This is a genomic window from Vibrio sp. D173a (genome assembly GCF_030248475.1).
This window is the reverse complement of record NZ_JAHGAH010000029.1, coordinates 1-13,426: the sequence shown is the minus strand read 5'-3', so window position 1 is coordinate 13,426 and position 13,426 is coordinate 1. Positions and strand designations below refer to the sequence as shown.

The 13,426-nt window shown below is 45.7% G+C and carries 15 protein-coding genes; 2 read left to right on the top strand and 13 right to left on the bottom strand.

What is annotated here, in order from left to right; genetic code table 11:
• Positions 1-237 precede the first annotated feature (237 nt).
• Together KIV40_RS04070 and KIV40_RS04065 are read left to right on the top strand one after the other, a co-directional pair.
• A complete protein-coding gene (locus KIV40_RS04070) occupies positions 238-1,533 on the top strand; it encodes an outer membrane protein transport protein (protein ID WP_285348007.1) in 1,296 nt (431 codons plus the stop codon).
• 309 nt (positions 1,534-1,842) lie between these two features.
• Positions 1,843-3,132 carry an outer membrane protein transport protein gene (locus KIV40_RS04065; RefSeq protein WP_285348005.1) on the top strand — a complete coding sequence of 430 codons (1,290 nt, stop codon included), beginning with the start codon at positions 1,843-1,845 and terminating at the stop codon, positions 3,130-3,132.
• A gap of 93 nt (positions 3,133-3,225) precedes the next feature.
• Here the strand turns inward: KIV40_RS04065 and KIV40_RS04060 are convergent, their stop codons facing one another.
• The 13 genes from KIV40_RS04060 to KIV40_RS04000 form a co-directional block, all read right to left on the bottom strand.
• Entirely contained in the window at positions 3,226-4,005 is a 780-nt protein-coding gene (locus KIV40_RS04060) for a VacJ family lipoprotein (RefSeq protein WP_285348004.1), read from the bottom strand.
• A 195-nt stretch (positions 4,006-4,200) separates the two neighbouring features.
• Complete coding sequence (gene ccmI, locus KIV40_RS04055) at positions 4,201-5,418, bottom strand: c-type cytochrome biogenesis protein CcmI (protein ID WP_005531137.1); 1,218 nt, start codon at positions 5,416-5,418, stop codon at positions 4,201-4,203.
• Positions 5,418-5,903 (bottom strand): cytochrome c-type biogenesis protein, encoded by a 486-nt coding sequence (locus tag KIV40_RS04050; protein ID WP_134976530.1) that lies wholly within the window; start codon positions 5,901-5,903, stop codon positions 5,418-5,420. Before KIV40_RS04050 ends, ccmI begins: the two co-directional genes overlap by 1 nt.
• Complete coding sequence (locus tag KIV40_RS04045; protein ID WP_005433114.1) at positions 5,900-6,454, bottom strand: DsbE family thiol:disulfide interchange protein; 555 nt, start codon at positions 6,452-6,454, stop codon at positions 5,900-5,902. Before KIV40_RS04045 ends, KIV40_RS04050 begins: the two co-directional genes overlap by 4 nt.
• Positions 6,455-6,457: 3 nt before the next feature.
• Entirely contained in the window at positions 6,458-8,440 is a 1,983-nt protein-coding gene (locus tag KIV40_RS04040) for a heme lyase CcmF/NrfE family subunit (protein ID WP_134976528.1), read from the bottom strand.
• Entirely contained in the window at positions 8,437-8,922 is a 486-nt protein-coding gene (gene ccmE, locus KIV40_RS04035) for a cytochrome c maturation protein CcmE (protein ID WP_285348003.1), read from the bottom strand. Before ccmE ends, KIV40_RS04040 begins: the two co-directional genes overlap by 4 nt.
• Positions 8,919-9,125 carry a heme exporter protein CcmD gene (gene ccmD, locus KIV40_RS04030; RefSeq protein WP_005433154.1) on the bottom strand — a complete coding sequence of 69 codons (207 nt, stop codon included), beginning with the start codon at positions 9,123-9,125 and terminating at the stop codon, positions 8,919-8,921. Before ccmD ends, ccmE begins: the two co-directional genes overlap by 4 nt.
• Positions 9,126-9,136: 11 nt before the next feature.
• Positions 9,137-9,880 (bottom strand): heme ABC transporter permease, encoded by a 744-nt coding sequence (locus KIV40_RS04025; RefSeq protein WP_285348001.1) that lies wholly within the window; start codon positions 9,878-9,880, stop codon positions 9,137-9,139.
• Between the two features lie 108 nt (positions 9,881-9,988).
• On the bottom strand, positions 9,989-10,657 hold the full coding sequence (gene ccmB, locus KIV40_RS04020; protein ID WP_005433124.1) for a heme exporter protein CcmB: 669 nt from the start codon (positions 10,655-10,657) through the stop codon (positions 9,989-9,991).
• A 1-nt stretch (position 10,658) separates the two neighbouring features.
• The gene (ccmA, locus tag KIV40_RS04015) at positions 10,659-11,276 is read right to left on the bottom strand and encodes a cytochrome c biogenesis heme-transporting ATPase CcmA (protein WP_005433131.1); all 618 of its coding nucleotides are present in this window, start codon (positions 11,274-11,276) and stop codon (positions 10,659-10,661) included.
• A gap of 199 nt (positions 11,277-11,475) precedes the next feature.
• Entirely contained in the window at positions 11,476-11,967 is a 492-nt protein-coding gene (locus KIV40_RS04010) for a DUF2802 domain-containing protein (protein WP_005433118.1), read from the bottom strand.
• A gap of 14 nt (positions 11,968-11,981) precedes the next feature.
• Positions 11,982-12,476 (bottom strand): chemotaxis protein CheW, encoded by a 495-nt coding sequence (locus KIV40_RS04005; protein WP_285348000.1) that lies wholly within the window; start codon positions 12,474-12,476, stop codon positions 11,982-11,984.
• 36 nt (positions 12,477-12,512) lie between these two features.
• Positions 12,513-13,426: chemotaxis protein CheW (locus KIV40_RS04000; RefSeq protein WP_285347999.1), on the bottom strand; the 914-nt coding region annotated here is incomplete at its 5' end.

Here is a 13,426-nt window from a genome sequence, read left to right as displayed (position 1 = left end):
CTTTTTGTTTATGTATAAAACAAAAACCATTCACACCAATTATTTACTTTAGAGTCAAAACTCTAAATTATGCACTTTAGGTGCAATTTCCCGACATTTAGACATCATTTTTGCAATTTTTATTCAAATTTATCCAATGGTCGGATTTGTATGGTCCACTCTTAATACTACTATCTGCGCCACTGAGCAAAAGCTCAACTTATCGTCCAAAGAGACGAAACCCATAAGGAATAAAAAATGACTCAGAATACGCGTCTGTTTAAAAAGACTCTCCTAGCAGTGACGGTTGCAATGGCATCAGGTCAAGCAATGGCAGCTGGTTTCCAGCTAAACGCACAATCAGCGACTGGTATCGGTCGTGCATTCGCAGGTGATGCGGTAATTGCAGATAACGCATCTGTAATGGCTCGTAACCCAGCAGCAATGGCTCTATTTGACAAAATGGAACTGTCGCTAGGTTTTGAAACGATCACTACTGATATCACTGCAAAAAATATGAGCTACAACGGCTCAGCTGCTGAATCTTACGATGATGCAGGCGGTACATCGGTAGCTCCTAACATCCACCTCATTGTCCCTGTTAATGAAAAATTTGCTTGGGGTGTAAACGCATACTCTAACTTCGGTACTAAAACTGAATTCTCGAACAGCCTATCTTGGTCTGAATACGGCGGCCTTACTGATGTTAAGAGTGTAAACGTCGGTGTGGCAGGTTCTTACCGTCTAAACGAACAGTGGAGCTTTGGTGCTGGTCTAGACCTAATTTACGGCGCGGGTAAACTGAAACGTAGTGCAGGTACAGGTCTGTGTGCTTTCCCTACCCCTATGGGTTGTGCGGCTGGTGAAATTCCACAAGGTACGTCTTTGCTAAATGCTGATGCAACAGGTTTTGGCGTTGGCTTTAACGTGGGTACTGTCTTTGAACTAGACGAGAACAACCGTTTCGGTCTTTCTTACCGTTACAGCCCAGAGATCGAAGCTGAAGGCGACGTTCAATATCTAACAAATTCAGACAGCAACGGAAAGCTACACATGCCTTTGCCAGACATTGCTGAGTTCTCTGGTTACCACAAAATTACAGATACTAAGTTTGCGGTACACTATAGCGTTCAATACATCGGTTGGAAGGCATTTGATAAACTGGATGCAACAATCAATGGTACGAGTCAAACTCTGAGCGAGTACAACTGGCAAGACGGCTGGCACTACTCTATTGGTGGTACGTACTACATGAACTCTGATTGGACGCTACGCGCTGGCTACATGTACGATACAAGTGCACAAGATAAGACAACTTCTATCTCTGTACCGGATTCAGATCGTCAATGGTTCTCTGTGGGTACCACTTACCACATCGACAAAGAATCTAACATTGATGTTGGCTTCACTTACCTAGTCGGTAAAGACGTAGATGTAAACGAAGTTACTGGTTCAACAGTCCCTGGCATTGGTGATGTAACTCTATCGCAAGTATCTGGTACAACACGTGCAGACGCGATTCTATTCGGCTTACAGTACAGCCGCAGCTTCTAAGTATTTCGCGACAAGCTAATATAAGCACTCTCTATATAAAAGGCTGGAATTCCAGCCTTTTTTCTTATCTATTGCTTTCCATTCACCAAGATTGGGCGTACACGTGTAATCAAAAGCCATAATTATGACTCACAGGTGTTCGCTGAAAAATTTTCACACAGCCATTACAGTTAGATAGATCATCTACATACCTACAAATTAGCAGAACATCAAACTAAAAACACTGTTTTATTGGCTTTTCATTTTTAAAGTAATAACTCTAGTCGTAAAATTTCGTCCCACGTTATAAATAACTCAGCGAACATTACAATGAAAACCAACAAGACTCTCCTTTCGGCAGCAGTGGCATTTGGCCTACTAAGCACTTCAAGCGTTGCAAACGCAGCAGGTTTCCAACTTGCGGAATACTCTGCAACGGGCCTAGGTCGTGCATACGCTGGTGAAGCAGCAATGGCTGATAACGCAAGCGCACAATGGCGTAACCCAGCGATGCTAACTTACCTAGAAGGCACACAAGTGTCTGTTGGCGCTATCTATGTAAATCCTAACGTTGATGTTGATGGTACATCGACATTCGTAAATGGCTCTAATAAAGCAAGTTCACACGACTTTGCACATGATGCTGTTATCCCTAACTTCTACCTATCTCATCAGTACAACGACAAGTTTGCTATTGGTCTAGCGTTTGGTACTAACTACGGTATGGAAACGGATCTAGGTAAAGATTTCGCGGCAGCTAACTTTGGTAACGAAGCAAGCGTAATTTCAATGGAAGCAAACCTGAATGCAGCTTACAAACTGAACGAAGCGCTAAGCATTGGTGGTGGTATTCGTTACATCATCGCAGACGGCAGCATTGGTGCGGTAATGCCTCCTCAAATGGGGCTAGTAAAGCCTACCCTACCGGGTCAAACTCTTAAATACATGGAAGGTGACGATACCGCTTGGGGTTGGCAAGTTGGTGCAGCTTGGCAAATCAATGAAAACAACCGCCTTGGTTTTGCATACAAGTCAGCAGTAGATCTTACTCTTGAAGGTCACGCGAATGGTCTTGCTTTCAACCCAATGAACCCTAACGCTAAAAAAGCGGGCTCAATGGACCTAACACTGCCAGCAACAGCGGAACTGGCAAGCTTCCACCAACTAAATGATCAACTAGCAGTACACGCTAGCATTAACTGGACTGATTGGAGCAGCTTTAAAGAGCTAGTGGCAGATTTCCCAGACAAATCAGATCTAATCAAATCTGAAAACTGGGAAGATAACTACCGCTTTGCTGTAGGTACTACTTACAAGCTTGACCAAAAATGGACACTGCGCTCAGGTGTGGCGTACGACATGTCAGCAGTTGATGACAAGTACCGCACAACGACCATTCCAGAAACTGATCGTCTGTGGCTAAGCGTTGGTGCAGGCTATGAATGGTCTAAGAACCTAACGCTAGACGCGGGCTTCACTTACATTTTCGCAAAAGACGCGCCTATTAGCGAACCTCGCGATGCTTCTGATAACGAAGCAGCTGGTTTCGGTGGCGCATTCGAAGGTGAAGTGACTGGTAACGTATGGCTAATCGGTGTTCAAGCAAACTACACGTTCTAATCTGAACGCGAATTATCGATAAAAGAAAGTTAACGATAAAAAGAAAGGCTTGGTGAAAACCAAGCCTTTTTATTTTGCTATTTACTGAAGCGATTAGAAGTCTTCATCTAAGTACTCGTCCAAGTATGCTTCTTCGTCTTCATCCACTTCATCAACATTGTTGATTTCCGCTTTAAAGTCTTGGCGCTGTAGGTAAACATCACGCGTCAACACGTAAGGATCTGGCGATGCATCGAGCTGTGCTTCTTGTGGCACCAATAGCGCACGTTTCTCCATACCCTCTAGTGCCCACTTACCAAGGCTAGCCCAGAAGTTGAGGTAAGATAGCGGAACATACATACCATCAACGGTATCTGTCACTTCACGTAGTGTATATGGACCATAACCAGGGATCATAAAGTAAGGCCCATTACCAACGCCATAGTGCCCCACTACGCTGCTAAACTCTTTGTTATCGTATTTCGTGATACCTGCAGCCGTCGCAATATCAAACAAGCCAAAAATACCGAACGTGGAGTTAATCCAAAAACGGTTAAAGTGATCAACGGCTTTAGTGCCATTACCCATAACAAGGTTGTTTACCACACTTGCTGGTTCATCTAAGTTCGCTAAGAAGTTAGCAATACCAGAACGAATCGGTACTGGTGTGTAATCAACATACGCAAGAGAGATTGGACGAACCAAATACGGATCTAGGTAGTCGTAGTTGATGTCCCACATAGCGCGGTTGAAGCCTTCTAATGGGTCATAAACATCAGAAGTGGCTTGATTCGTTTCGTTTTCTTCAGTTACTGCCTCCTCTGGAGCACTTGAACAGCCAACCAGTCCAACTGCAAACAGCAACAAGAAGATGGATTTACCCTTGTTATACATTCTTCGTTCCATAACAACTATTGATATACCTAAGTAACCTGTGTTGTCGCTCTTTAGCGCCGAAACAAAAGTCACTTGGGTATATAAATAAAGGCCAGCGATTGCTGGCCTTTGTATATTCTACTCGATAGTTGCAAGTCATACCACAAACCGATGTGGCGCTCACTGAGTGTCAACTATCAGAGACAATGATGTCTATTGATACTGTTTATCAATCATTACTTCAACTGGCTGACCGAAATCTACCACAGCGCTCTCACCGTGCCAATCTTGGTCACGAGTCGCCACGTTGCCATCAGAGTCTACGCGGACACGGACTATCAGCTTATCCAATGAAGAAAGCTTCTGGCCATCCATCATCGCATTCCCATCATCCAGTACGACTGTGCGAGGGAATGTACCTAATGGGTAACGAGCCGCCGCAACTGGCATTGGAGAACCATCTGCACGATGAACTGAAACGATCAAAACTGCGTTTGGATCCAACTGAGCTTCTGGAGCAACATTAATGGTCACAGCTACACTCTTATCTGGAGAAACCGCTTCGCCCATTTGTTTGCGCGCGCTCTCGATACTACGGCCAAGCATTTCATAGCGGCTGTCTTCAGGACCGATCATTTGCTGCATGATGCCCCAGTATTTAATTGCCGCAGGGAAGTCTTGACGCTCGAATGCATCAAACGCTAGAAGCGAGAATACACGTAGGTCAACGTAATCCTGCTGCATCAGTTTTCCAAGTAGAGAACGAGCCGTCGCTTGATCCATCTCGTCTTGAGAAAGCATCAGTGCTTGCGCATAACCAAGTTGAACATCAGGGTCTTTTGGCTCCAGCTTGTACGCTTTTTCCATCGCATCAATAGAAGTCGTCACGTCACGGTTAGCCAAAGCAATACGACCTAGTAGCAACCAACCCGTTGAATCTTCAGGCTGGTAGTGCAGACGAGTACGCAGCGCTAAAGACAGATCGGCCATTTCGTCTTCACTTAATGGCTCAGACGCAGCAGACATTAGCTTTTTAGAAAGCTCAGGAAGGTTAGCGTTAACTTCTTGCCACTTGATCACATCTTGAGATGCACCAAACTTGTAGTACAAGCCGTAACTCAAGACTACTGTCAGAATGACCGATGGGATTAATACAGCAATAGGAGAAACTTTGGTTTCTTTTTGCGCTTTACCACCCGGGATATCGTCAAGTAGAGACTGCTTTAGATCTGAAATCAGATCGTCTTCGCTTTCCACCAGACCTTCATCTGTTTCTTCAGCAAGCTCAGATAGACGGTCTTTATAGAACGCCTTGTTGAGCTCATCACGTAACACTTCATCGTTGTTGGCTTTTTGCTTTAGCAATGGCAATGCAATCAGTGCACACGCTACTAGCGTAAGAACAACGGTTGAAACCCAAAATAGTGTCATTATTTTTTATCTCCGTTGTTCTCTTCATCAAGTAATGATTTGAGACGCGCTTCTTTCTCTTCGTCCCATTGCTCATTGCTTGCCTGAACTGCTTTTGCTTTAGATTTTCGGCTACGTAGCACGATCAAACCGAAACCGCCTAATACCACTGCAAGCGGACCTAGCCAAAGAATTGCAGTCGCAAAAGTAAACGGAGGATTGTAAGTAACGAAATTACCGTAACGAGCAATCATGTAGTCGACGATCTCATCTTTCGACTTACCATCTTTGGTCATTTCATACACCTTATGGCGTAGATCCTGAGCCAGTACCGCATTCGAATCTGAGATAGTGTTGTTCTGACATTTTGGACAACGCAGAGTGTGGCCTAGCTCTTTAAACTGCTGTTCTTGCTCTAGGTTGTCAAACTCATACACTTCAATCGCTGCGTGGGCAGCTAGAGAGAATGTCATTGCAGCCAATGCCACTAAGATAAACTTTCTCATTGCTTCGCCTCCTCAACCAACTTGGTGTAAAGCGGCTCTAATTTTTCCGCCCAGTTGCGAGGGTTTACATCACCAACATGTCGGTAGCGAATCACGCCATTTGCATCGATGATAAATGTCTCTGGCGCACCATAAACGCCAAGGTCTAGACCTAGCATGCCGCTGCCATCAAACAGGCTGATTAGGTATGGGTTGCCTAGGTCGTTTAGCCAACCCACCGCTTTGTTGCGATCATCTTTGTAGTTCATACCGATGATCTTCACACCTTTACCAGCAAGCTCGTTTAGGTATTTATGCTCTGCGTAACACGTTGGACACCAAGTTGCCCATACGTTAAGCAGTAAAGGTTCGCCTTTAAAGATCGATTGATCGTATTGCTTACCCGGCTCCGCCAAGTCTTCTAAGTGAAACTCAGGCACTGGCTTACCTACCAGTACCGATTCCAATTTTGTTGGATCATCACCCTCTTGGTTACGAACCAACTGAGTTGCGAAGATACCCGCCAATACCATGAAAGCCACCAACGGGATAAATAAGACCTTCTTATTCATTTATTATGCCTCCTTCTCCGCTAGCTTTGACTTTTCGTCTTTCTTAGCCGTTTTGCGGAAGCGGTAGCGTCTATCAGAGATAGCCAGTGCACCACCCAAAGACATGATCAATGAACCAGCCCAGATCCAACGAACGAATGGTTTGTAGTAAATACGTACTGCCCAAGAACGGTTGTCGTCTAGACGCTCACCCATTGCGATATAGAGGTCACGAGTGATGCCGCGGTCGATGGCCGCTTCTGTCATCATTGACTTAGCCGTGCGGTAGAAACGTTTTTCAGCGTGCAGCGTGTTCACGTATTTACCATCATTGGTGATTTCGAAGTCCGCGATGTAACCATCGTAGTTTGGACCGTCTTTGTCACGTAGACCTGAGAAGTAGAAATCGTAACCGTAAATCTTGAAGTGCTCACCTGGTGCTAAGCGTACATCACGTTCGATGCTGTAGTTTTGCACCATCGCAATACCAATCACAGTAACGGCAAGACCGATGTGACCAAGCATCATTGCCCAGTGGCTACGTTGAAGTTTACGAACACCTTCGCCGAAACTGTGACGGTGCGTAGCACGCTCGTACAACTCAAAGCCATGCATTGCAATGATCCAGATTGCCATTACCCAACCGATGTAGGCCATCACTGAGAAGAAGTCAGCGAATAGGAACACGCATACTGCAGCCAATGCGAAAGCAAGCACACCAGAAAAAATCATTGGCTTAACAAGCTTAGATAGATTGTCGCGCTTCCAGCGAATCATAGGACCAATACCCAATAGGAAGGCAAACGGCATCATTAGCCATGCGAACAACATGTCGAAGAATGGTGCACCGATAGATACGGAACCAAGACCAATTTGTTTGTGAATCAATGGCAACAAGGTACCAACCAATACGACGACTAGCGCAGCAATCAGAAGCACGTTGTTGGAAAGTAGCGCATTCTCACGCGACACCAAATCGAAATTACCACGTACGCGAACCGCGGCCCCTTTTACTGCGAATAGTAGGAGTGAGCCGCCGATAACGAAGACTAGGAAACCGAGGATAAACATACCGCGAGATGGATCAGAAGCGAACGCGTGCACCGATACCAAGATACCGGAACGAACCAAGAAGGTGCCTAGCAAACTTAATGAGAATGCTGAGATCGCAAGTAGTACTGTCCAAGCTTTGAATGTACCACGCTTTTCGGTTACCGCTAGAGAGTGCATCAACGCTGTACCCGCTAGCCAAGGCATAAATGATGCGTTTTCTACTGGGTCCCAGAACCACCAGCCACCCCAGCCAAGTTCGTAGTAAGCCCACCAAGAACCTAGTGCGATACCTAGTGTCAGGAATACCCAAGCTGCCGTTGTCCAAGGACGAGACCAACGAGCCCAAGCCGTATCAAGACGACCTGTCATCAAAGACGCAATTGCAAACGAGAACGCTACCGAGAAACCTACGTAGCCCATGTAAAGCATCGGTGGGTGAACGATCAAACCCGGGTCTTGAAGAAGTGGGTTCAAGTCACGGCCATCGACCGGGAAGAATGGCAACGTACGTAGGAATGGGTTAGACGTCAGGATGATAAACAGCAAGAAGCCCACCGAGATCATACCCATTACTGCAAGTACACGAGCAACCGATTCTTGTGGCATGCCACGGCTGAAAGTAGCAACTGCCACTGTCCACGCAGCTTGGATAAGTACCCACAGCAACAATGAACCTTCGTGCGCGCCCCAAACAGCAGTCAGACGGTAGTACCAAGGCAGTTGGCTGTTTGAGTTACTTGCTACATATTGCAGAGTAAAGTCGTTGGTATAAAAACCCCAACATAGAATAACGAAAGAGAAAAACAGCATGATGAACATCGACCACGAAAGCGGTCGTGCTGTATTCATCAGCATGGTGTTGTTATTTGATGCGCCCCATAGCGGCAATACGCTGAGCAATAATGCCATTGCTAGCGAGAGTATGAGGGCAAAGTGACCGATTTCAGCAATCATTGGCCGCTTCCTTGTTTCTGTTCAGTTGTGTACTGCAGAGGCTCATGAGTCTTCTTCATTGCTTCTGCAATCTCAGGTGGCATGTATTCTTCGTCGTGTTTTGCCAACACTTCAAAAGCTTTTACGGTTGTTGCGTCTTCAAGAACACCTTGAGCAACGATACCTTGACCTTCACGGAACAAGTCAGGAAGGATACCTTCATAAACGATGGTTACTTTAGGGCCCAAATCGTGCAGATCAAAGCTTACTTTTAATGATTCAGGGTCACGGCGAACCGAACCTTCAACCACCATACCACCGATACGCAGGCGTTGGCCTACTTCAGGTTTAGTACCGTCTGGCTTACCGTTTACCAATTCCGTCGGCGTGTAGAATAGATCCATGTTTTGGTTCAGTGCATATAGCATTAAACCGATGGTTGCACTAATACCGATAAAGATTGCTAAAACAATGCCTAGCCTCTTTTTACGTCTCGGGTTCATAACGTGTTCTCCATATTCTTCGCCGCGTCGATACGCGCTTGACGATCAATTTTCGCTTTCACCTCTTTCAACAATGCATCCCCACGACGGATGCTCGAAATCAGAAGAATAAGCATAGATAAGAAGGTGATACCAAACGCGCTCCATACGTATCCTGCGTAGCCACCCATGGCAAATAGTTCGCTCAGAGAATCAAAATGCATAATCAATTACCTCACTGAGTTTTTTCAGTTGCGAGTTTGCGCACCCAAGGGCGGTGACTCTCTTTGCTGATAATTTCGTTACGGAAACGCACCATCATGACTGCGCCAAAGAAGAACGCAAAACCAAAGATGTTTAGCAGTAGAGGCCAAAGCATATCGGATGAGATGGATGGTTTTTCAAATTTAGTGATAGTCGCGCCTTGGTGAAGCGTGTTCCACCATTCTACTGAAAAGTGGATTATCGGAAGGTTAACAACACCAACGATAGCTAAAATACCTGCCGCTTTCGCCGCTGTTTTTTGGTCGTCAAATGCGTGGTACAACGCGATAACACCAAGGTACAAGAATAGAAGAATTAATTCTGAAGTCAGACGTGCATCCCATACCCACCAAGTGCCCCACATCGGTTTGCCCCAAACGGCACCGGTTAATAAAGCAATAAAGGTGAATACTGCACCGATTGGCGCCATCGCCAATGCTGCCATATCTGACAGGCGTACTTGCCAAACTAGGCCGATAAATGCGGCAATGGCCATCGACATGTAAACGCCCATCGACCAAATAGCCGAAGGTACATGGATGTAGATGATTCGGAAACTGTCGCCTTGTTGATAGTCAGAAGGCGCAAATGCAAGGCCCCAGACAGTACCAACCGTTAGGCATACGAGAGCCAATACAGAAAACCAAGGTAGGAACTTACCACTCAGGTGATAAGCTGTTTCAGGCTTGGCATAAGGATGTAGCCATTTCCACATGTTAAGTTCTCACTCTTACTTCAGGGACACTGTCCATTGGGCCGAGACCGTAGCAGTGCTTTAATAATAATTCTTTGATCAAACGTCGCTTAAGTCGCATTTATTAAGTTAGTTAACACTAACTCGCAATGCTGCGCTTATGGCGAATGGCGTGAGGGTCATCGCCCCCATCAGCATTGCGCCTAAAATTGCCAGTTGTCCGTTATACGACATACCTAATGCCGCAGCATCAATCGCGGACGTAGCGAAAATCAGAATCGGGATGTAGAGCGGAAGAATGAGCAAACTCAAAAGAACGCCGCCTTTTTGCAACCCAACCGTCAGTGCCACGCCAATGGCACCGATAAAACTCAGCGTCGGGGTACCGATAGCAAGTGTCAGCACTACGGACAACCAAGTATTGAAATCAAGAGAAAGCAGAATCGCCAACAATGGACTGATCAAAATCAGAGGCAATCCCGTCAGCAACCAGTGAGCGATAACCTTTGAAATCACAACAAGTTGCAATGGAATTGGCATTAGCATCATTTGTTCAAGTGCGCCGTCTTGATAATCATCACGGAATAAACGCTCTAATGATAATAAGGCAGACAGCAGCGCAGCAACCCAAACAATGCCAGCTGCAATACGTGCTAACAAATTAGGCTCGGGACCGATGCTGAGAGGAAAAAGTGTGATCACGATGATGAAGAACCACAACGGGTTCAAGATGTCCGCTTGACGGCGAAATGCGATCAGAAGCTCACGGCGGATAATGGTTGTCATGGCCGAAATCATATCAATCACCCAGTTTTATTTTTCTAAGTTTCGGGCTGTCTGCAAACATATCTTGGTGTGTAGTAAGTACAACAATGCCGCCATTATCTGCATGACTGGCAAACAACGACTCCAGAACTTTGACACCTTGTTTGTCGATGGCAGTAAGAGGTTCGTCCAGAATCCACAAGATTTGATTGCTTAACCAAAGCCTTGCCAAAGCCACGCGACGTTGCTGGCCTGCAGAAAGTTGTGCTACAGGCACATCTTCTCGGCCTGCAAGCCCCACTTGGGCAAGTGCGGCAAAGATTTCTTCTTCAGAGGAACGATTATTGTGGATAGATTGGTAAAAGCGCAGGTTTTCTAATGCGGTCAGTTCGCGTTTAACGCCAGTTTGATGCCCTAAGAACAGCAAGTCTTGATGGAATACGTCGCGAGATTTCTCAACCTCTTCACCCTTCCATTTGATGATGCCTTCTTCTCTGTCTCCTAACCCTGTCACGATACGCAATAATGTGGTTTTACCTGTACCGTTACGTCCCTCAATCTGGACCAACTCACCAGGCTTGATTTCGAATTGCAGGTTTTCAAACAGGACCCGGTCATCACGGATTGCAGTTAGGTTAGAGACTTCTAACATAGGGCTTCAACTAAAAAATGAACGAGTCGCTATATTAGCACAGCTTAGATATGACAAAACAGGATAAGAAAGCGTTGATGTATGTAAGTTCGTGAGTTTTTGTTAACTTATAGTCACATTTTAATAAAAATAACCATAAGTGATTATAAGTTTTTATTTTAAAAATAAAAAAAGAAGCCGGAGCTTCTTTTTTCAATCTTTATCGACGTCTTCCGCGAGAGGAATATGTCGGGTCATCGGAGGGTTGACTGCTTAGCGGTGGGATTTTCTCTTTCCCTGCCAATTTTTTCTGCAGAGACAACATCAATTCAGCCTCTGCTTTCGGCAATTCACACTCTTCAATCAACTCATTGATGTCAGCACCAAGTTGAACCATTTTTGAAGCGCGGCTGTACAAACGTCCGTCTGTATCAGCGTGTTCAAGTTCACGAATGCGCTCATTAAGATGTTGAATAACATCTTGTTGTTCAGTGACTTTCTGACCTAGGCCAACCACCACTGAACGTACTTCCAACAGTTGTTTATTCAGCTTTTGCACTTCTTTTTCCGCATGACGCGCTTGAGCACGTTGCTGATCCATCTGCTTTTGCAAACCCGCACGCACGCGCAGCTGAAGCAAAAGCAGCACCAAGAAGACAAACGCTAGACCGCCTACAATAAACGGTAATGATAGGAAGGTTTCTTCAGCCATGATTAATCAGCCAATTACAGGTGAGCCATCTCATCCCATTCGTCATCGGTTAGCAGCTTGTTCAAATCAACAAGGATAAGCAGCTTACCGTCACGGTTGCTTACACCTTGGATGAACTTCGCGCTTTCGTCATTACCTACAGAAGGTGTTGTATCGATCTCAGAAGAGCGTAGGTAAACCACTTCAGCAACGCTGTCTACTAGGATACCAATTACTTGACGCTCAGACTCAATCACGATGATACGCGTGTTGTCTGTTACTTCGCCTTCCATTAGGCCAAAACGTGAACGTGTATCGATAACCGTTACAACGTTGCCACGTAGGTTGATAATACCTAGCACGTAATCTGGCGCACCTGGAACTGGAGCGATTTCTGTGTAGCGAAGAACTTCACGAACTTGCATTACGTTAATGCCGTACGTTTCTTCTTCTAGTTGGAACGTCACCCACTGAAGAACTTCGTCGTTCGATGTATCTTTCTTCACTTCTACTTCAAAAGCTTGAGACATAGTTAATCCTCGTTAATGTCGTTCCCGACCAAAAATCTAATTCAGTGATTTTACATCTAAACCCGCGTTTAGCATGTCTATAAGTGCTTGGACATGAATTAAAGCACACATTTTTTCTTTCACCATGCCCGCTAGCCAAGGGCGTTTGCCCGCTTGTTCACGCCACCGGACTTTGTCGATATTGAGCGTTTCAGTCCCCATCAATTGGTTACTGGCCAGCCCCCACATGCTTTCACCAAGCATGACGACGTATTGGTAGTTATCTTTGTAGTTGTCGTCGCGAAGCTTATCCGCCATCACCCACCTTGCAGTGTCGACAACATCAAATTGTTGCTCACGACTGGTTTGCAAACCCAAGTACCATGCAGGGCGACCAATCAAGTGGTTCAGCTCTGTGATGCGGTGAATACCCCCTAACTCATCAAGCGGCACCGCAAAAGTCACACCATTTACATCGAAGTAAAGCACTTGAAAGTCAGCACTCCGCTGCGTGCTTTCCCAAGTATTGGGTAACTTTGCCCCCGCTTCGGTTTCCAGTTCTGTTGCTGTCTCAGTGTGCTGTTCAATCTCCACTTCAACATCAACTGTGGGTTCAACCATTTCAATTTCTGGTTGCTCCCAAACTGGCTCAGGTTGTTCAACCTCAACAGTCGGTGTCGGCTCTTCATCGATCACCCACTCTTGAATTTCTTCAACGGTTTCCACCGCTGTTTCGACTTCAATTTCTGGCTCCATTGCTTTTGCTTCAGTCGCAATATCAATGGTGTTTTGTTCCAGAATGTCATCGATATCCAACTCTGCCACCACATTGGTTGACTCAAGTTGGCTAAGCAATCGCTGAACGTCTTCCAGATTAGGCGCTTCTAATTCTGGCGAGTACGAATCACTGTATTGATACGACTCCGGTTCTGCGTATTGCAGCTGTAATTTTGGCTCTGGCTCTGGCTCTG

Excerpts from the sequence above, each read along its gene's own strand:
- ccmA (WP_005433131.1), bottom strand. The coding sequence starts at position 11,276 with ATGTTAGAAGTCTCTAACCTAACTGCAATCCGTGATGACCGGGTCCTG.
- KIV40_RS04045 (WP_005433114.1), bottom strand. The coding sequence starts at position 6,454 with ATGAATAAGAAGGTCTTATTTATCCCGTTGGTGGCTTTCATGGTATTG.
- ccmB (WP_005433124.1), bottom strand. The coding sequence starts at position 10,657 with ATGATTTCGGCCATGACAACCATTATCCGCCGTGAGCTTCTGATCGCA.
- KIV40_RS04025 (WP_285348001.1), bottom strand. The coding sequence starts at position 9,880 with ATGTGGAAATGGCTACATCCTTATGCCAAGCCTGAAACAGCTTATCAC.
- KIV40_RS04040 (WP_134976528.1), bottom strand. The coding sequence starts at position 8,440 with ATGATTGCTGAAATCGGTCACTTTGCCCTCATACTCTCGCTAGCAATG.
- KIV40_RS04010 (WP_005433118.1), bottom strand. The coding sequence starts at position 11,967 with ATGGCTGAAGAAACCTTCCTATCATTACCGTTTATTGTAGGCGGTCTA.
- ccmI (WP_005531137.1), bottom strand. The coding sequence starts at position 5,418 with ATGACACTATTTTGGGTTTCAACCGTTGTTCTTACGCTAGTAGCGTGT.
- KIV40_RS04060 (WP_285348004.1), bottom strand. The coding sequence starts at position 4,005 with ATGTATAACAAGGGTAAATCCATCTTCTTGTTGCTGTTTGCAGTTGGA.
- KIV40_RS04050 (WP_134976530.1), bottom strand. The coding sequence starts at position 5,903 with ATGAGAAAGTTTATCTTAGTGGCATTGGCTGCAATGACATTCTCTCTA.
- ccmE (WP_285348003.1), bottom strand. The coding sequence starts at position 8,922 with ATGAACCCGAGACGTAAAAAGAGGCTAGGCATTGTTTTAGCAATCTTT.
- KIV40_RS04005 (WP_285348000.1), bottom strand. The coding sequence starts at position 12,476 with ATGTCTCAAGCTTTTGAAGTAGAAGTGAAGAAAGATACATCGAACGAC.
- ccmD (WP_005433154.1), bottom strand. The coding sequence starts at position 9,125 with ATGCATTTTGATTCTCTGAGCGAACTATTTGCCATGGGTGGCTACGCA.
- KIV40_RS04070 (WP_285348007.1), top strand. The coding sequence starts at position 238 with ATGACTCAGAATACGCGTCTGTTTAAAAAGACTCTCCTAGCAGTGACG.
- KIV40_RS04065 (WP_285348005.1), top strand. The coding sequence starts at position 1,843 with ATGAAAACCAACAAGACTCTCCTTTCGGCAGCAGTGGCATTTGGCCTA.